15 protein-coding genes are annotated in these 17,940 nt (G+C 69.6%); 14 read left to right on the forward strand and 1 reads right to left on the reverse strand.

Going from position 1 to position 17,940, the window contains the following annotated elements:
• Positions 1-48 precede the first annotated feature (48 nt).
• The 14 genes from hmgA to Q5Y72_RS06140 all read left to right on the forward strand — a co-directional run bounded on the left by hmgA (position 49) and on the right by Q5Y72_RS06140 (position 16,885).
• A complete protein-coding gene (gene hmgA / locus Q5Y72_RS06075; RefSeq protein ID WP_305962501.1) occupies positions 49-1,410 on the forward strand; it encodes a homogentisate 1,2-dioxygenase in 1,362 nt (453 codons plus the stop codon).
• 154 nt (positions 1,411-1,564) lie between these two features.
• Positions 1,565-3,274: an AMP-binding protein gene (locus Q5Y72_RS06080; RefSeq protein WP_305962502.1), complete on the forward strand. Its 1,710-nt coding sequence runs from the start codon at positions 1,565-1,567 to the stop codon at positions 3,272-3,274.
• A gap of 180 nt (positions 3,275-3,454) precedes the next feature.
• Positions 3,455-3,976: a TRAP transporter small permease subunit gene (locus Q5Y72_RS06085; RefSeq protein WP_305962503.1), complete on the forward strand. Its 522-nt coding sequence runs from the start codon at positions 3,455-3,457 to the stop codon at positions 3,974-3,976.
• Complete coding sequence (locus tag Q5Y72_RS06090; protein WP_305962504.1) at positions 3,966-5,291, forward strand: TRAP transporter large permease; 1,326 nt, start codon at positions 3,966-3,968, stop codon at positions 5,289-5,291. The genes Q5Y72_RS06085 and Q5Y72_RS06090 overlap by 11 nt, the downstream gene beginning before the upstream one ends.
• Before the next feature lie 38 nt (positions 5,292-5,329).
• Complete coding sequence (gene dctP / locus Q5Y72_RS06095; protein WP_305962505.1) at positions 5,330-6,415, forward strand: TRAP transporter substrate-binding protein DctP; 1,086 nt, start codon at positions 5,330-5,332, stop codon at positions 6,413-6,415.
• A gap of 182 nt (positions 6,416-6,597) precedes the next feature.
• Positions 6,598-7,638, forward strand: coding sequence for a YeiH family protein (locus Q5Y72_RS06100; RefSeq protein ID WP_305962506.1), 1,041 nt, complete (start codon positions 6,598-6,600; stop codon positions 7,636-7,638).
• Between the two features lie 103 nt (positions 7,639-7,741).
• Positions 7,742-8,476: an energy-coupling factor ABC transporter ATP-binding protein gene (locus tag Q5Y72_RS06105; RefSeq protein WP_305962507.1), complete on the forward strand. Its 735-nt coding sequence runs from the start codon at positions 7,742-7,744 to the stop codon at positions 8,474-8,476.
• On the forward strand, positions 8,451-9,068 hold the full coding sequence (locus tag Q5Y72_RS06110; RefSeq protein WP_305962508.1) for an energy-coupling factor transporter transmembrane component T family protein: 618 nt from the start codon (positions 8,451-8,453) through the stop codon (positions 9,066-9,068). The genes Q5Y72_RS06105 and Q5Y72_RS06110 overlap by 26 nt, the downstream gene beginning before the upstream one ends.
• A gap of 9 nt (positions 9,069-9,077) precedes the next feature.
• Complete coding sequence (locus Q5Y72_RS06115) at positions 9,078-9,647, forward strand: biotin transporter BioY (protein ID WP_305962653.1); 570 nt, start codon at positions 9,078-9,080, stop codon at positions 9,645-9,647.
• Positions 9,648-9,798: 151 nt separating this feature from the next.
• Positions 9,799-10,665 carry a zinc metalloprotease gene (locus tag Q5Y72_RS06120; RefSeq protein ID WP_305962509.1) on the forward strand — a complete coding sequence of 289 codons (867 nt, stop codon included), beginning with the start codon at positions 9,799-9,801 and terminating at the stop codon, positions 10,663-10,665.
• A 3-nt stretch (positions 10,666-10,668) separates the two neighbouring features.
• Positions 10,669-11,424, forward strand: coding sequence for a hypothetical protein (locus Q5Y72_RS06125; protein WP_305962510.1), 756 nt, complete (start codon positions 10,669-10,671; stop codon positions 11,422-11,424).
• A gap of 120 nt (positions 11,425-11,544) precedes the next feature.
• Positions 11,545-12,648, forward strand: a complete 1,104-nt coding sequence (locus tag Q5Y72_RS06130) for a hypothetical protein (RefSeq protein WP_305962511.1) — start codon at positions 11,545-11,547, stop codon at positions 12,646-12,648.
• The gene (locus tag Q5Y72_RS06135; RefSeq protein ID WP_305962512.1) at positions 12,645-15,629 is read left to right on the forward strand and encodes an ATP-binding protein; all 2,985 of its coding nucleotides are present in this window, start codon (positions 12,645-12,647) and stop codon (positions 15,627-15,629) included. Before Q5Y72_RS06130 ends, Q5Y72_RS06135 begins: the two co-directional genes overlap by 4 nt.
• Positions 15,630-15,652: 23 nt before the next feature.
• Entirely contained in the window at positions 15,653-16,885 is a 1,233-nt protein-coding gene (locus Q5Y72_RS06140) for a trypsin-like peptidase domain-containing protein (RefSeq protein WP_305962513.1), read from the forward strand.
• 36 nt (positions 16,886-16,921) lie between these two features.
• Here Q5Y72_RS06140 and Q5Y72_RS06145 read toward each other — a convergent pair whose 3' ends face one another.
• Positions 16,922-17,938, reverse strand: coding sequence for a histone deacetylase family protein (locus tag Q5Y72_RS06145; RefSeq protein ID WP_305962514.1), 1,017 nt, complete (start codon positions 17,936-17,938; stop codon positions 16,922-16,924).
• Positions 17,939-17,940: the final 2 nt, after the last annotated feature.

A 17,940-nucleotide genomic window follows, 5' to 3' on the forward strand; every position in this document is an offset into this window, starting at 1 on the left:
AACGTTATGGAGAGCCATCGACAACGAGGCGGCGACAGGAGGTTGGGGATGACCACGCATGACCTGCCCGAGGGCATGATCCGCGCAGCGCGTGGCGACGGCGCGCATCCGGGCTACATGCCGGGCTTTGGCAACGACTTCGAGACCGAGGCCCTTCCCGATGCGCTGCCGCAGGGCCAGAACAGCCCGCAGAAGTGCAATTACGGCCTTTACGCCGAGCAACTGTCTGGCACCGCCTTCACCGCCCCGCGCGGCCAGAACGAGCGGACCTGGTGCTATCGCATCCGCCCCTCGGTCCATCATACCGGGCGGTTCAGCGCCATCGACATGCCGCACTGGAAATCGGCGCCGAACGTCCTGCCGCATGTGACCAGCCTCGGCCAGTACCGCTGGGACCCGATCCCGGTGCCCGACGAGCCGCTGACCTGGATCACCGGGATGCGCACCATCACCACCGCGGGCGACGTGAACATCCAGGTCGGCATGGCCAGCCATGTCTATCTGGTCACCCGCTCGATGCAGGACGAATATTTCTTCTCGGCCGACAGCGAATTGCTGGTGGTGCCGCAGGAGGGCCGGCTGCGCTTCTGCACCGAACTGGGCATCATCGACCTTGAGCCGAGGGAAATCGCGATCATCCCGCGCGGCATGGTCTACCGGGTCGAGGTTCTGGAAGGCCCCGCCCGCGGCTTCGTGTGCGAGAACTACGGCCAGAAGTTCGACCTGCCCGGCCGCGGCCCGATCGGCGCGAACTGCATGGCCAATCCGCGCGACTTCAAGTCGCCCGTGGCGGCCTTCGAGGATCGCGAGGTGCCAAGCCGCGTGGTCATCAAGTGGTGCGGCCAGTTCCACGAGACCCGCATCGGCCACAGCCCGCTGGATGTGGTGGCATGGCACGGCAATTATTGTGCATACAAATATGACCTGCGCACCTATTCCCCGGTCGGTGCGATCCTGTTCGATCATCCCGACCCCTCGATCTTCACGGTGCTGACCGCGCCCTCGGGGCAGGAAGGGACGGCGAACATCGATTTCGTGCTGTTCCGCGAACGCTGGATGGTGGCCGAGCATTCCTTCCGCCCGCCCTGGTATCACAAGAACATCATGTCCGAACTGATGGGCAACATCTATGGCCAGTACGACGCCAAGCCGCAGGGCTTCGCGCCGGGCAGCATCAGCCTGCACAACTGCATGCTGCCGCACGGGCCCGACCGCGACGCCTTCGAGGGCGCCAGCAATGCCGCGCTGAAGCCCGAGAAGCTGGACAACACCATGTCCTTCATGTTCGAGACGCGGTTTCCCCAGCACCTCACCGAATACGCCGCGAAGGACGCCCCGATGCAGCAGGAATACATCGAGGTCTGGAACCGGCTCGAGAAGAAGTTCGACGGCACGCCGGGCATCAAGTAACGGTCAGGCGGGTGCAGCGGAAAGCCTCGTTTCCGCCGTGAAAACGCAGGCTCTTCAGGGCGATATGCCGCCGCATTGACATCGATCGCCGCGCCCACCTACCCTCGCCCAGGCGTGGCGCGGGGGGCGGCGCGGGGATCGCGGGAGGAACGTGATGGTCAGCCAGGGGCGTCCGATGTCGGCGGCCGGTCTTGCGACATTCGCATGGCAGGTCCCCGAGGATTTCAACCTCGGCATCGCCGTCTGCGACCATTGGGTGGCGCGCGATCCCGACCGGATCGCGCTGATCGAGGTGGACGAGACCGGCGTGGCCGCCCATCACAGCTTTGCCGATCTGGGGCGGCTTGCGGCGCGGATCTCGCATGTGCTGGCGGCGCGGGGCATCGCCCTGCCGCGTCAGGGCGAGGTCGGCGACCGGGTCGGGGTGCTGCTGCCGCAATCGCTGGAAACCGCGGCCAGCCATGTCGCGGTGACCCGCATGGGCGGCGTGTCCCTGCCGCTGTTCACGCTGTTCGGCCCCGAGGCGCTGTTGCACAGGCTGCGCGATTCCGGCGCGCGGGCGATCGTGACCGGCGCGGCAAGCCTGCCGCTGCTGGCCGGGATCCGGGCCGAACTGCCGGACCTGCGGCTGATCCTGTGCAAGAACCTTCCGGCAGAGGCCGTCGCCGGCTTCCCGGGCATCGAGGTGCTGGATCTCGACCGCGCCTGCGCCGACCAGCCGGGCGGCTATCCGGCCGCGGCGACGCGTGCCGACGACCCGGCGATCCTGATCTACACCTCTGGCACGACCGGCAACCCCAAGGGCGCGCTGCACGCGCATCGCGTCCTCTTGGGCCATCTTCCCGGCGTCGAGGTCAGCCACAACCTGCTGCCGCAGCCCGGCGACCGGCTGTGGACGCCGGCGGACTGGGCCTGGATCGGCGGCCTTCTGGACGTGCTGCTGCCCGGCCTCTACCACGGCGTCGGCGTCGTCGCCTGCCGGTTTTCCAAGTTCACGGCCCGGGCGGCCCTTGACCTGATGCGCGATCATGCCATCCGCAACGCCTTCCTGCCGCCCACCGCGCTGAAGCTGATGCGGCTCGAGCCCGAGGCCGAGAGCTGGGGGCTGCGCCTGCGCTCGGTCGCCAGCGGCGGCGAGCCGCTGGGCGCCGAGTTGCTGGACTGGGGCCGGCGGGTATTCGGCACGACGATCAACGAATTCTACGGCCAGACCGAATGCAACATGACCGTTTCGGCCTGCAGCGCGCTGGAACAGCCGCGGCCCGGCGCGATGGGCCGCCCGGTGCCCGGCCACCAGGTCGCGATCATCGACCGCGACAGCGGTGCGCGGCTGCCCGACGACCACGAGGGCGAGATTGCCGTGCTGTCGCCGGACCCGGTGATGTTCCTGGGATACTGGAACAATCCCGACGCCACGCGGGCGAAATTCATTGACGGGCCCGAGGGACGCTGGCTGCTGACCGGCGATCGCGGGATGCGCCGCGCCGACGGCCGGCTGGTCTTCGTCGGGCGCGACGACGACGTGATCTCGTCGGCCGGCTATCGCATCGGTCCCGCCGAGATCGAGGACTGCCTGCTGCGCCATCCGGCGGTGCATCTGGCCGGAGTGGTCGGCCAGCCCGATCCGCTGCGCGGCCATGTCGTCGCGGCCTTCGTCACCCTGGCCGAGGGGCACAGCGCCAGCGACGATCTGGCGGCCGAGATCTCGGATCATGTCCGCCGCCACCTGGCCGCCTATGAATATCCCCGCGCCGTGCATTTCATCGAGGACATGCCGATGACCACCACCGGCAAGATCATCCGCGCGGCGCTGCGCGACCGGGCGGCGGACATCGCGGCGCGGGCGCAGGAGGCGCCGAACTGACGCTGCGGCAGGCGGGCAGGGAATGGCCCGGCGGCGCTGGCCTTTGCCGTCCAAGACTGGCTAAGGTGCCCGCGACGCGGGCTGAAAGCGTCACAACACGGGAACGACAGGGTGCCACGATGACCGGGTCATCGCGGCAAGAGCCATGCAGGGCCGCCTGTCTCGAGGAGGGTTCATAACGTGCCGATCATTCGCGTGATCGACGGCATCAACGAGATCGTCGGCCGGATCGTGTCGATCGTGGCCATCGTGTTCGCCGCCATCATCATCTACGACGTCTTCATGCGCTATTTCCTTGGCGAGCCGACGCGCTGGGCCTTCGACGTCACCAAGCAGCTTTACGGCTTCTATTTCATCATGCTGGGCGGCTATGCGCTGCGCCACCAGTCGCATGTGCGGGTTGATCTGCTGACCGCGCGGATGGGCCGAGAGACGCGCCGCTGGGTCGAGGCGGCGGGCTACCTGATCTTCTTCTTTCCCTTCGCCTGGATCTTCGCGCGCCACAGCTGGAACTTCGCGATGACCTCGTGGAGCCAGGCCGAGGTGACCTATGGCGCGGTGCAGCTGCCGGTCTACCCGCTGAAGATGGCGATGTTCGCGGCCGCCGTGCTGCTGCTGATCCAGGGCGTCAGCGAATTCCTGAAGCTGCTGCTGAACAAGGCCGACCACCTCGAACCGATGGAGCCGCTTGATGTCCGGTGAATCGATCGCCCTGATCATGTCGGGCCTGCTGCTGCTGGGCCTGTTCATGGGGCACCCGCTGGCCTTCGTGCTGGGCGGCACCGCCGTCCTGGGCGCGCTGATCGCCGGCAAGCCGATGGTGCTGGGCATCGTCATCAACCGCATCTTCGGCGACGTGCTGGACAATTATGTCCTGATCGCCATTCCGCTGTTCGTTCTGATGGCGCGGTTCCTGTCCGACAGCGGCGTGACCGACCGCATGTTCGAGGCGCTGCGCCACCTGATGGCGCGCGTGACCGGCGGCCTTGGCCTTGCGGTCGTGTTCATCTCGATCCTGCTGGCCGCGACGACCGGGATCATCGGCGCCTCGATCACCGTGATGGGCATGATGGCGCTGCGCCCGATGCTGCAATACGGCTATGACAAGAAGCTGGCGACCGGGCTGATCGCCTCGTCGGGCTGCCTCGGCATCCTGATCCCGCCCTCGATCATGCTCATCCTGATGGCGTCCTATGCGCCGGGCCTGTCGGTCGGGCAGTTGTTCGCGGGGGCGATGCTGCCCGGCCTGATCCTGGGCGTGATGTATGCGGTCTATGTGGCCGCCATCGCCTGGCTGAAGCCGGAATGGGCGCCGCCCGTCGCCGACGAGGAACAGATCAGCCGCGGCGCCATGTGGCGGATGCTGATCGTCGAGGCGGTGCCGCCGCTGGTGCTGATCCTCGGGATCCTCGGCTCGCTGCTGGCCGGCATCGCCACCGCGACCGAGGCCAGCGCCATCGGTGCCGCGCTGGCGCTGCTGATCGTGATCTCTCGCGGGCGGTTCGAATGGCAGACCTTCTATTCGGCGCTGCTCGAGACCGGGCGGACCTCGGCGATGATCCTGTTCATCGTCGTCGGCGCGACGGCCTTTACCGGGGTGTTCAACATCACCGGCGGGCTGCGCGCCAGCCAGGACCTGATCCGCGGTCTGGCCGACGATCCCTACACGCTGGTGGCGGTGATGCTGCTGGTGGTGTTCATCCTGGGCATGTTCCTGGACTGGACCGGCATCGTGCTGCTGTCCTTCCCGATCTTCCTGCCGCTGGTGGGCGAGATGGGCATCAGCCCGCTGTGGTTCGTGATCCTGATGGCGGTGGTTCTGCAGACCAGCTTCCTCTCGCCGCCCTTCGGCTATGCGCTCTTCTACATGCGCGCCATCGCACCGCCCGATGTCTCGACCGGCGACATCATCAAGGGCGTGTTGCCCTTCATCGCGCTGATCCTGCTGATGTGCGCGCTGATCATCCTGTTTCCCGCGCTGGTGACCTGGCTTCCCACGACGCTTTATGGCGGCTGAGCCCGCGCGATCCCGAATAACCACCAAGGAGGACCTTCATGAAACATCTGCTGACCACCGCCGCTCTTGCGCTGGCCGCTGCCGCGCCCGCCATGGCCGAGACCTGGACGATGACCAGCACCTGGCCGTCCAGCCTCGAGCTGATCGAGATCGACAAGCACTGGGTCGAGCTGGCCAACAGCCTGGTCGACGACGACAAGCTGACCATCGAGTTCTACGAGGGCGGCAGCCTCGTCCCGGCGGGCGAGGTGTTCGGCGCCGTCGAATCGGGCACGATCCAGGCCGGCGCCGACTGGCCCGGCTACTGGGCCGGCCGCGACAGCGCGTTTTCGCCGCTGGCCACGACGGCCAGCCTGTTCAACGCCGTGGACTATGTGAACTGGATCCAGGAATGGGGCGGGGCCGATCTCTACAACGAGGTCTATGGCAAGTTCGGAATGGTCTACCTGCCTTATGGCGTGACCAACAACGAATCGGGCTTCCGCACCGTAAGCAAGGCGATCAAGACCGTCGACGACCTGAAGGGCCTGCGGCTGCGCCTGTCGGGGCTGGAACAGGGCAAGCTGCTGGAAAAGCTGGGCGGCAACCAGGTGAGCATGGCCGGCGGCGAAATCTATCAGTCGCTGGAACGCGGCGTGATCGACGGGGCCGAGTTCTCGACCCCCAATGTGGACTTCTCGGGCGGCTTCCAGCAGGTGACCAAATACTGGTCCACGCCGGGCTGGCACCAGTCGTCCTCCGTCTTCGGGGTGATGATCAACAAGGCCAGCTGGGACGCGCTGGACGACGAGACCCGCGAGCGGCTGGAGATCGCCGCCGACGCCACGATGCTGTGGTCGCTGGCCTTCACCGAGAAGCGCGCGACCGAAGCCTTCGCGCAGTTCACCGAGGCCGGGACCGAGATCAACCGTCTCGACGACGCCGCGCTGGAGCAGATCCAGACCCTCGCCAACGAGACCATCCAGGAAGTCGCCTGCGAGAACCCGTTGTCGGCCAAGGTCTATGCCAGCCAGATCAGCTACCTTCAGGATTATGCGACCTGGCGCGACGCCTCGGCGCCGTTCAACCTGGGCCGCACGCCCAACGGGCCGGACCTCGCCGCGATCCAGGCCTGCGCCCAGTAGGGCCGCGCCGTCGCAGAACCCGAGGGGGCGCCGGTTGCGGCGCCCCTTTTCCGTCGTGACCGCCGCGGGCGCGGCCTGTCCAGACGCGCGACGATCGGCCATGGTGCGCCGGCGGGTCAACGGTCGCGCTTGCCCTGCGCGGCCCGTCCCGCGCGCCCGTCCTGCCGGAAAGGAGCCCCCGGATGCCCCGACTGCCCCGCCTTCGCCACCACGCCGGCCCCGGCGCTGCAGGCCGCGCGAAGGGGCTGTTTCCGGGCATCGCGGTGGCGGTTCTGGTGGCGATCACCGCGCAGTTCCTGTCCGAACATTACGGCGCCCCGGCCATGCTGATGGCTCTGCTGCTGGGGCTGGCGCTGCACTTTCTGGCCGACGAGGGCACCCGCACCCGTCCGGGGATCGAGTTCGCGTCACGCGCCATCCTGCAGGTCGGGGTGGCGCTGCTGGGCGCGCGGATCTCGGCGCAGATGATCGCGGACCTGGGTCTGGCGACGATCGGGCTGGTCGTCGCGGGGATTGTCGCGACCATCCTTGTCTCGCTGCTGCTGGCGCGCGCCTTCGGGCAGGACTGGCGGCTGGCGCTGCTGACCGGGGGCTCGGTGGCGATCTGCGGCGCCTCGGCGGCCATGGCCATCGCCGCCGTGCTGCCGCGCGACGAACGCTCGGAACGCAACCTCGCCTTCACGGTGCTGTCGGTCACGCTGCTGTCGACGGTGGCGATGGTCGCCTATCCACCGCTGGTCGGGGCGCTGGGCCTGAGCGCGCCCGAGGCGGGGGTGTTCCTTGGCGGCACCATCCACGATGTCGCGCAGGTCGTGGGCGCGGGCTTCTCGATCAGCCCCGAAGTCGGCGAGACGGCCACGCTGGTCAAGCTGATCCGGGTGTCGATGCTGGCGCCCGTTGTGCTGGCCGTCTCGCTGGCGGTGCGGGCCCGCGGGCAGGCCGAGCGCGTCGCAGCCGGGGGCAGGCCGCCGCTGCTGCCGGGCTTCGTGCTGGGCTTCCTTGCGCTGGCGACGCTGAATTCGCTGGCGCTGATCCCGGTGCCGGTCGCGGATCTCGCCGCGGGCCTCAGCCGCTGGGCGCTGCTGGCCGCGATCGCCGCGGTCGGCATCAGGACATCGCTGGTGCGGATGCTGGCGGTCGGCGGCAACGCCGTCGCCCTGATCGTCGCCGAGTCCGCGCTGCTGGCCGGGGTCATCCTTGCGGGGCTGCACCTGTTGTCCTGACGGCCGCATCTCGCGTCCCTGCGCCCGAAAGGTTCCTGTGGCCGCACAAGCCGTGTATAGCGCGATCCGAAGGCCGGCGTGGCCGGCGAAGACGGGATGTTTGATGAACCAGGCGGCCGAGGCGGCAATTCACTGCAGAGGGCTGTGCCACGAGGTGCAGGGCCGCGTGATCCTGGACCGGATCGACCTTTGCACCGACGCGGCGCGGGTCGGCGTGGTCGGCCGCAACGGATCGGGCAAAAGCACGCTGGCGCGGATTCTGGCGGGGCTGGTGCGGCCCAGCGCCGGGCAGGTCCGCATCCATGGCATCGACATCGCGCGCGACCGCCGCGCCGCCCTGCAGACCGTCGGGCTGCTGTTCCAGAACCCAGAACACCAGATCATCTTTCCCCGCGTCGACGAGGAAATCGCCTTCGGCCTGCGCCAGCAGGGCCTGTCGCGCGACGAGGCCGGCCGTCGCGCCTCTGCCATGCTGGACTGGTTCGGCAATGCGCACTGGTCGGATGCGCCGGTGACCGAGCTGTCGCAGGGCCAGAAGCATCTGGTCTGCATGATGGCGGTGCTGGCGATGCGCCCGCGCCTGCTGATCCTCGACGAACCCTTCGCCGGGCTGGACATTCCCACCCGGCTGCAACTGGCGCGCTATCTGGATCGCGCCTCGGTCGGGCTGCTGCACATCTCGCATGATCCGGCCGATCTGGCAGGCTGTGACCGGGTGTTCTGGCTGGATCGTGGCCGCATCGTGGCCGATGGCCCGCCCGCGCCGCTGCTGGCGCGGTTCACCGAGGAGATGCAGCGGCTGGGGGGGCTGGATGATATCTCTGACCTCGCCGGTTGAGACCCGCGCCCATCGCTGGCCGGCGGGGCTGAAGCTGGGCCTGCTTTGCCTTGCCAGCACCGGCCTGCTGCTGACCGCCGACCCGGTCCTGCATGGCGCGGTCCTGCTGGCGGCGCTGACGCTGTATGCGGCGCCGGGACGGGTGTTCCTGCGCACCGGGCTGGGCCGGCTGCGGATCGTGCTGCCCTTCGTGGCAATCGTGCTGGCCTGGCACGCGGTCACCGGCGAGCTGCGCGCGGGGATCGTGATCGCGCTGCGCATGACGACGCTGGTCGCGCTGGCCAATCTGGTGACGATGACCACGCCGCTTGGCGACATGACCGACCTGATCCGCTGGCTGCTGACCCCGCTGCGCCGGATCGGCCTGCCGACGCATCTGCTGGAACTGGCGATCCCGCTGGTGATCCGCTTTACCCCGGTGCTGATCGGACGGGCGGACATGCTGGCCGATGCCTGGCGGGCGCGGTCGCGCCGACGGCCCGGATGGCGGCTGATCCTGCCGCTGATGCTGCAGGCCCTCGATGATGCCGACCGGGTCGGCGATGCCCTGCGCGCGCGCGGCGGGGTGACGGAACCACAACGACAGGAGTAGTTGACGATGATGGAACGAAACCTTGCCCAGATCGCGCTGTTCGCGGCGATGATCGCGGCCCTCGGGCTGGTGCCCCAGATCACCCTGGCCTTCGGCGTGCCGATCACCGCGCAGTCGATGGGCGTGATGCTGGCCGGTGCGGTGCTGGGCGCCTGGCGCGGCGCGGCTGCGACGGCGCTGTTTCTGGTGCTGGTCGCGCTGGGCCTGCCCCTGCTGTCGGGCGGTCGCGGCGGGCTGGGCATCTTCGTTTCGCCCACTGCTGGCTTTGCCCTCGGCTTCCCGGTCGCGGCCTTCGTGACCGGGCTGGTGGTCGAGCGGCTGCGGCTGCGCCCGGCAGGGCTGGTTGCAGGGCTTGGCGCGGTGCTGGGCGGCATCGTCGTGCTGTATGCCCTGGGCGCCATCGGCCTGTCGCTGGTACTGGGCAAGACCCTGCCCGAGGCGTTCATGCTGACCGCCGTCTTCGTGCCGGGCGACCTGCTGAAAGCCGCGATCACCGGGATGCTGGTGCAGGCGCTGGCGCGGGCGCGTCCGCAGACGCTGGCCTGGTATCGCCGCGGCCCCGCGAACGGCGCCGCCTGAGCGCCGCGCCCGGCGCGTCGGACGCGCGCCGGGCATCCGTATATTAGATATTATTTACTTCGGAAATATGTTATTATTATTCCCTGCCCGATCCTGTAGCGGACCCGGCATTTACATCAGGTAATCATGTTTGAATGTGGGGGATATCACAATGGCCGAAGACATCCTTGGCCGCCGATGCGCGACCCATGACCTTGGCAGCGGCGACGTGGCCCGCATGGTCGAGCTGGAGCGAGACTTCCGGGCCCGCAGCCGCATCGCCGAATCGACCTTGCAGGTGACCATTCCGGTGCGCTTCATCCATATCGTCTCGGGGGCGCAGGGCGTCGTCACCCGCCAGCAGCGCGAGGACCAGATCGCGGTGATGAACGCGGCCTTCGCGCCGGCCGGTGTCAGCTTTTCCCATGACGAGGCGCAGGTGTCCGAAATCGACAATGCGGCGTTCTTCGCGATGGGCCACGGGTCGGCGGCGGAACGGCAATGCAAGTCGCAGACCCAGGCGATCGCGCCCGAACAGGGGCTTAACTTCTATACCGCGCGGCCGGGCGGCGGGCTGCTGGGCTGGGCGACCTTCCCGCACGAGATGGCGGGCGACCCGGTGATGGACGGCGTGGTGATGCTGGACGGCACGCTGCCGGGCGGCGCGACCGCGGATTTCAACAAGGGCAAGACGGCGGTGCACGAGGTCGGTCACTGGCTGGGCCTTTGGCACACCTTCCAGGGCGGCTGCTTTCCGCCCGGCGACGAGGTGGCCGACACGCCCGCCCATTCGGGGCCGAATTTCGGCAAGCCCGCCGATTCGGGACAGCCCTACAACCGCTGCCCCAGCGAGCCAAGCTCGGCGCTGTGTCCGATCCACAACTACATGAATTATGTCGATGACGACTGGATGACCGAGTTCACCGATGGCCAGATCCAGCGGATCTGGGCGCAGATCGGGATGTTCCGGTCGCGGCTGCTGCAACCCGGCGTCTCGAATGTCCGCGAAAGCGCGCTGGCGGCCCCGGTGGTCTGGTAGGCGATGCCCGCCGCGCCGCTCTGCGTGCTGCTGGGCGCCGGGTTCCTGGCCGATCCCGGCTATTCGGTGAACCCCGACGCCGTGGCGACGGCCGGCGCGGCCATCGCGATCCGGGCCGAGGCCGGCGCCGGGCGGCTGAGCGTCGCGGCCGAGGGGCCGGGGCTGGACCGGCTGCGCGAGATCGCCCGGATCGCGGCGGGCGCGCGTGCCGCCGACGATCTGGCCGCATCATGCCCGCCCGAGGCCGACCGGATCATGCTGGTCGATCACGCCGGGCGCGAAGCCGCGGGACGCGAGATTTTGTGGCCGCCGGCGATGGCGGATGCGGGCGCCGGGCCGGCCCCCGAGATCGCCCGCGCGATCCGCGAATTCCTGGGTCTGGCGGTGCCGCGACCGCTGCCGCCTGACCGCCACCCGGTGACGGTCATGCGGCTTGCCGCGCCGGTGGCCGCGGACCTGCTGCTGTCGCTGGCCTTCGCATCGCCCTGGACAAGCTGGCATGGCGCGGGCGGTTCGGTCTATGTTGCGCTGGACGACGCAGCCGGGATCGCCCGACTGGTCGGGCTGCCCGGCAGCCGGATTCTCGGCGAAGAGATCCCGCTTGGCCGGTTGCGGCTGCTGGGCGGGGTCGGGGTCGAGGGCGCCCGGCCGCTGGATCGCTGGCCCGAGGGGCAGCTGGCGGTCTGCGCCGAACCCTGCGACACGGGCCGCGCCTGGCTGGACGACCGCTTCGACCGCGACACGGGCACCGGAGGATAGCCATGCCGCCACCGCTCACCCGAACCGACCCGCCAGGTCGCGCGCTTCAAATTCATCCGTTTTTTCCGTAGAACAGAAAGAATGCACCGGCCCCGCGCCGGTCCGGCAAGGATCCTCGCCATGCAGTTCCATCTCGACGAGACAGAGCGCAGGGTTCTTTTCAGCGAATTGCTGTCCGCGACCGAGGGCTTCGACACGCCGGCGATCCTGAAGCATCTGCTGCGCGACTATCCGGTGCTGGTGGCCCAACTGCCGGCCGGCGCCCTGCCGAACGGCATCCACATCGACAACGCCATCGATCTGTGCAGTCGCAGCGGTTACGATCTCAGCCCGCCGGCGCTGCTGGCGCTGCTGGATTATCTGGTCCATTCGGGGCGGCTGGATGCCGACACCCTTCTGCGTGCCCGGCTGCTGACCGTGCCGCGCGGCGCGATCGCCGTGCATCCGCTGGAGGCCGAGTTGCTGTTCGAACGGCTGCCCTTCGCCAATCGCGCGCATCTGCGCCAGATCCTGCGCGAGATGAGCGGCGAGGCCAGCCTCAAGAAGATCCTGCATATCGAGGGAACGCCGGGGTCGGGCCGGTCCTGGACCGCGCAGCTGATCGATTTCCACTGCACCAGCGCGCCGGGGCTTCTGTATTGTCAGGAGACGGTGACCGAGGACAACGGCTCGGCCACGGGACCGGTGGAACTTGCGCGCAACCTTGCCATCAAGCTGGGCGCCGACCTGTCGGATTGCCCGCCGCCGATGACGAACGAGGACGCGCATCTGAGCGTTCTGGTGCAGTGGATCATCGCCGAGGCCAACAGGCCCCAGCCGGACCTGCAGAACAATCGCCGCCGCGTGTGGTTCGTCTTCGACGGCTTCAAGACCGGCACGCTGCGCGAGGACACGGCGCGCTTTCTGGTCGAGCTGGCGCGGCAATGCACCAGCGGCGTGGCCGCACAGCTGCATCGCGTGGTGTTCTGCGAGTTCGACTTCGACCTTGCCAGCCGGATCCGGCTGAAGGTCCAGAACTACCGGATCGAGCCGGTGACCGCCGACGACCTGCGCGGGATCGTGCGCCGGGTGATCGAGGCCAACGAGCAGATCCCCGAAGCCGACCGCGCCGCGGTGATCGAGCAGTCGATGCGGATGGTGACGCAGGACGCGCCCGGGCCCTTCGTGGATCTCAGCGAGATCGGCGCCCGCCTGCAGCAGATGATCGAGGAGGCGCGGCGATGAGCGCGATGTCATCCTACAGCGCCGGGTTTCTGGATCGTCTGCGCGACCGGCTGGAGAAGGGCCGGGAGATGGTCGAGGCCCAGGCCGCCCCGCCGCCGGCGCAGGACTGGCCGGCGCAGCTGGTGGCCGCCGCCGTCCAGCATGTGTTCACGATGCAGCTGCCCGGCGGGCTGTCCGACGCGGCGCTGCTGGGCCGGCTTCTGGCCGCCTCGGTGCCGGCGCCGGGGCTTGGCGACCGCGAGGGTCGCATCCTGTCGCGCGGGCTGCGGCGGCAGATCCTGACGGCCCTTGGCGCCGACGGCATCCGCGCCGCGCTGGCCACGCTGACGCCGATCCAGACCCCGACGCAGACCATGTTCGGCCAGCTTCTGAAGGGGCAGCTGCCGTCGCTGGACAGCCTTGGACGGGCCGACCTGCTGGGCCTGCAAGAGGCCGCCGGCTGGCTTGACGGCCTGATCGAGTTGCCGTTCTCGGCCCGGCAGGTCGAACAGGCCCTTGCCCGCGCCGCGATCTGGGCGCCGCTTGGCGCGGTCCTGGGCGCGGCGCTGGTGGGGCGCGACGAGGATCTTGCCCGGCTTGCGGGCTTCGCCGGCGTCAGGCTGAGCGGGACGGGCGCGGTCGCGACAGGCACCGCGACGCGCGCCCGGATCGCCCTGGTCGAGGGGGTCGGCGGCATCGGCAAGACCTCGCTGATCGCGCATTTCCTGCTGCGGCTGAACCAGGGCGACGGGCGGCCGCGCATCCCCTTTGCCTATCTGGCCTGCGACGATCCCGCGCTGGACGTGACGGATGCCGAGCTTCTGCAGAGCGTTGCGGCCGATCAGATCCTGCGACAGCTGCAGCTGGCCGATCCAGACTCCGCCGACCCCGACCCTTCCGACCCCGACCCTGCCGCTCGCGACGCGGCCCGGCGCGCCCATGCCGCCTTCGCAGACAGCGTCCGACGGCAGTCGCTGACCATCGAAGGCGCCACCAAGCGCAGTTCGACCGCCGGCAGCATGGACGGGCGGCTGGACCAGATCCGCAGCGGCGCGGGCGAGGTGACGCGCCGCTTTGCCGACTTCGCCGATCTCGCCAGCAACGCGCTGCGGCGGCCTGAGCTTGACTGGCAGCCGCCCTGCCTGATCGTGATCGACACCTTCGAAGAGGTCCAGTATCGCAGCGGCGCCCGGCTTCTGGACTTCTGGCGGATGCTGGCCGATCTGGTCACGCAGTCGCGCCACGCGCGCATCGTCATCGCCGGCCGCGCGCCGCTGCCCCGGCCTGACCTGCCTGCGGACATCGACACGCTGTCGCTGCAGCTGCGCAACCTGCCCCATGCCGCCGCGGTCGATCTTCTGGAACGCGAGACCGGCCAGCAGGGCCGCGCGGTCGAGGCGCTGGCCCGGCAGATCGGCGGCAACCCCCTGAACCTGCGCCTCGCCGCGCGGGTCATCGCCGACGAGCCAGCCGGCCGGCGCGGCATCGAGGGGATCACGACCCGCCGCTGGGGTTTCCTGCGGGTCGGCGAGGACCTGATCCGCGGCCAGCTGTATCGTCGGGTCCTGGACCACATCCACGATCCGCGGGTGCGCGCGCTGGCGCATCCGGGCATGGTCCTGCGCCGGGTCACGCCGCAGGTCATTGCCGATGTCCTCGCCGGGATCTGCGAGATCGGGATTGCAGGTCCCGAGGATGCGGCCGCCCTGTTCGAGTCGCTGGCCCGCGAACACACGCTGGTGCAGCGCACCGAGGATGGCGCGCTGGCCTATCGCGACGATGTGCGCCGCCCGGTGCTGCGGCTGCTGCAGGCCGACCAGCCGCAGCTGGTGCGGCGTGCGCATGACGCGGCCTGGCGGCATTACGCGGCATTTCCGGATGCGGTATCGGTGGCCGAAGCCGTGTATCACGCCCTGATGCTGGGTCTCGATGACGCCGTGCTGGACGGGCTGTGGACCCCCGAGGCCGGCCCGCATCTTGTCAGCGCGGTCGAGGAGCTGCCGCCCGAGGGGGCGCGATGGCTGGCCGCGCGGACCGACATCCACCTGACCGACGACCAGCGGCAGGCCGCCAGCCTTGCCGAATGGGAACGCATCATCGGCCCCCGCGCGCTGGCCGTGCTGCAGCAGGCCGGGTCCGACAAGGTGCTGGCCATGCTGTCCGAGCGCGAGGCGCGCAGCGTGCAAAGCCCGCTGATCGCGATCGAGGCGCGCTGCCTGATCTCGCTGGGCGACTACCGGGCGGCGCAGAGGCTGCTGACGGCCGAACTGGATCGCAGCCCCGCCGACGGAAACCCCGGTCGCAAGGCGGAATTCCTGTGGCTGCTGGCAAAGGGCTTCTGGGAGGACGGCCAGCGCGAGCCTGCGATCGAGGCGCTGGACGCGCTGGCCGGGCTGGCACGGTCACTGTCCTCGCCGGTCCCGCTGGTGCAGGCGCTGACGGCGCGGCTGGCGCTGTCGGCGCCGGAGGCGGCGGGGCTGGCCGATCACCGCGCCGCGCTGGCCGAGGCGCTGGCGCGCTGTTCCGAGGCCGACCTGCTGCGCGAGCCCGACGTGACGCGGCGCGGCTTTGCCCGCGTCGATCCCGAGGCGGCCGGCGGGCTGACGCGCTGCGCCCTGTCCAGCCTGTCGGGACTGTTCGCGCTGGCCGAACGGGGCGTGGGCCTTGCACCGGCCCAGCCGCATCTGCGCGCGATCCGCGACCTGGCCGCCCGCCTGTCGCAGCAGCCGGGCGAGATGGAGTTCGCGCATCAGGTGGGCGCGGCGCTGGCCTCGGACAGCCCGACGGCGGCCGAACTGCTGCGTGCCATGCAGGTGCTGCGCCGCCCGCTGGCCACTGCGGCCGAGGCTCGACCCGACCCGGCCTCGGCGGGCGCCGCGCGGATGGTCTGGCATCTGGCGCAGATGGAGACCGCGACGCTGGCGACCGCGACCCTGGCCGGGATCGACGATTACCGGATGCCGTGGGAAACCCAGACGGACTATCTGGCGGCGGCGGTCTGACACGGAAGCAGGGAGGCACGGTCATGGCGTGGAACGGCTATCTCGATGCGGCGGAACTGATCCGCGTCCGCGACGCGCTGATCGCCGCCGATCTCTTTTCGCCCGAGGCGTTCCGCGCCCTGCTGTCAGTGCTGCCGGCGGGCTATCGCGCCCTGCTGCCCGGCAATCCGGGCCTGCCCCCGGCCATGCAGATCGACCAGATCCTGCGGGCGATGAACCTTGTCGTGAACCTGCGCGGCGGCGAGGTGCCGATGCGGCTGGTGCTGGCGCAGGCGGCCGATTATGCCGCCGATGCCGCCCAGCGGGACCTGTTCGAGGACATGGCCGCGCAGGTCGTGGCGCGCAGGCCGGCGCCCGCCGGGGCGAACGCGGCGGCAGGATCGGCGGCCGCCGCGGCGGTTCCGGCCCAGCCCACCGCGATGGCGCGGCTTGCCGCCGCGATGCCCTCGCTTGCCGGTGCCGAGGTCGCGCCCGAGGCGGTCATCGGCGAATTGGACACCACCCTGTCGGTCAATTTCCTCGCGGGCGGGCTGGCAGCCGCCGGGTCGGTCTTCAAGATCGTGGTGCAGCGCCATTTCGATGGCGCGGCCTCCTTCACCAGCGGCGATACGCCGGATGCCAGCAGCGGGACGGCCTGGATGTTCCGCCCCGGCATCGGCATCACCAACCACCATGTCCTCAACGCCCGCACCGGGACCGAGCCGGACGCCGCGCCCGGCGATCTCCGCCTGCAGGCCGAGACGGCGCGGCTGATCGCAGATTTCCGGGACGAGGCCGATGAACGCCCCGGGCTGGTTCTGGGGCCGGGCAGCCTGATTCATGCGGACAAGACGCTGGACTACGCGCTGTTTCGGGTGCCGGACGAGCTGGCGCAACGCCCGGCGCTGGGCCTGCGGCGCCATCCGATCCGCAAGACGGGGCAGCAGAAGATCGGCGACCGGGTGAACCTGCTTCAGCATCCGATGGGCCGGCCGATGCGCCTTGGCTTTCGCAACAATTTCGTGGTGCTGGGCAACAACGACATGCTGGCCTACCTGACCGACACGAACCGCGGCTCGTCGGGGGCGCCGGTCTTCGACGACAGCTGGGCGGTGGCGGCGCTGCATGTCGGCTCGCAACCGCTGTCGGTGCCGGAATTCGACCTGATGGGCGTCACGGTCCGGCGCGAGAATTTCGGCGTGCCGGTGCAGGCGATCCTGGCGGATCTGGCCGCAAATGCGCCCGCCGCGCTGGCGGCCATCGGCGGCGCGGTCTGACGCGATGTCCGGCGGGGTGGCAGGCGCGGGCCCAGGCTAGGCGAAGGCGCGCAGATAGCTGGCAAGGTTCGCGCCCAGTGCCGGCTGCAGATAGCCGCCCTCCTGCACGCTGAGGACCGGCAGCCCCAGCCCGGCGATGCGGCCGGCGATGCGGGCGAAGCCCGGGGTCGTGATCGTCATCGCCTGGAAAGGATCGCCCTCATGCGCATCGAGGCCTAGCGCCACGACCACCACGCTGGCCCCGAAGGCGCGCAGATGCGCAAGCGCCCGGTCAAGCGCGGCCAGATAGGCCTCGTCGCCGGTGCCGCGCGGCAGCGGCAGGTTCAGGTTGTAGCCCAGCCCGCGCCCGGTGCCGCATTCCTGCGCGCCGCCCGCGTGGAACGGATAGAACTGCGCCGGATCGACATGCAGCGACAGGGTCATCACGTCGCTGCGGTCGTAGAAGATCGCCTGCGTGCCGTTGCCGTGATGCACGTCGATGTCCAGGATCGCCAGGCGGTGGCCCTGCGCGCGCAGGTATTCTGCCGCGATCGCGCTGTTGTTGAGAAAGCAGAACCCGCCCGCCAGTTCGCGGTCGGCGTGGTGGCCCGAGGGGCGCGACAGCGCATAGCAGGCGCGATCCCCGGCAAGGATCCGCGCCGCGCCGCTGATCGCGGTCTGCGCCGACCAGTAGATTGCCGGCCAGCTGCCGGCCGAGACCGGGCAGGAGGTGTCGGCGTTGTGAAATCCGATCTGCGCCTCGACGTGATCGCTGTAATGGCCGCCGCGGTCCGGGCAGAAGCGGCTGGGCACCACTTCGGCCAGCCCGGGCACCATCGCGCTGCGCCGCGCGAACACACCCGACAGATAATCCAGATAGCGCGGCGTATGGATCGCGGCCAGCGGCGCCATGCCGAAATCCCGCGCCGGATCGTGGTGCAGCCCTGCCTCGGCCGCGCCCTGAAGCAGGCGGTCGATGCGATCGGGGCGGTCGGGGTTCTGCACCACCCTGCCATCCACCAGCCGGAATTGCGGGTCATGGCCACGCTGGCGGTCGTCGAAGATGATCTTCATGG

Origin of the sequence: Paracoccus spongiarum (assembly GCF_030732095.1) — a bacterium.
Lineage (GTDB): Bacteria > Pseudomonadota > Alphaproteobacteria > Rhodobacterales > Rhodobacteraceae > Paracoccus > Paracoccus spongiarum.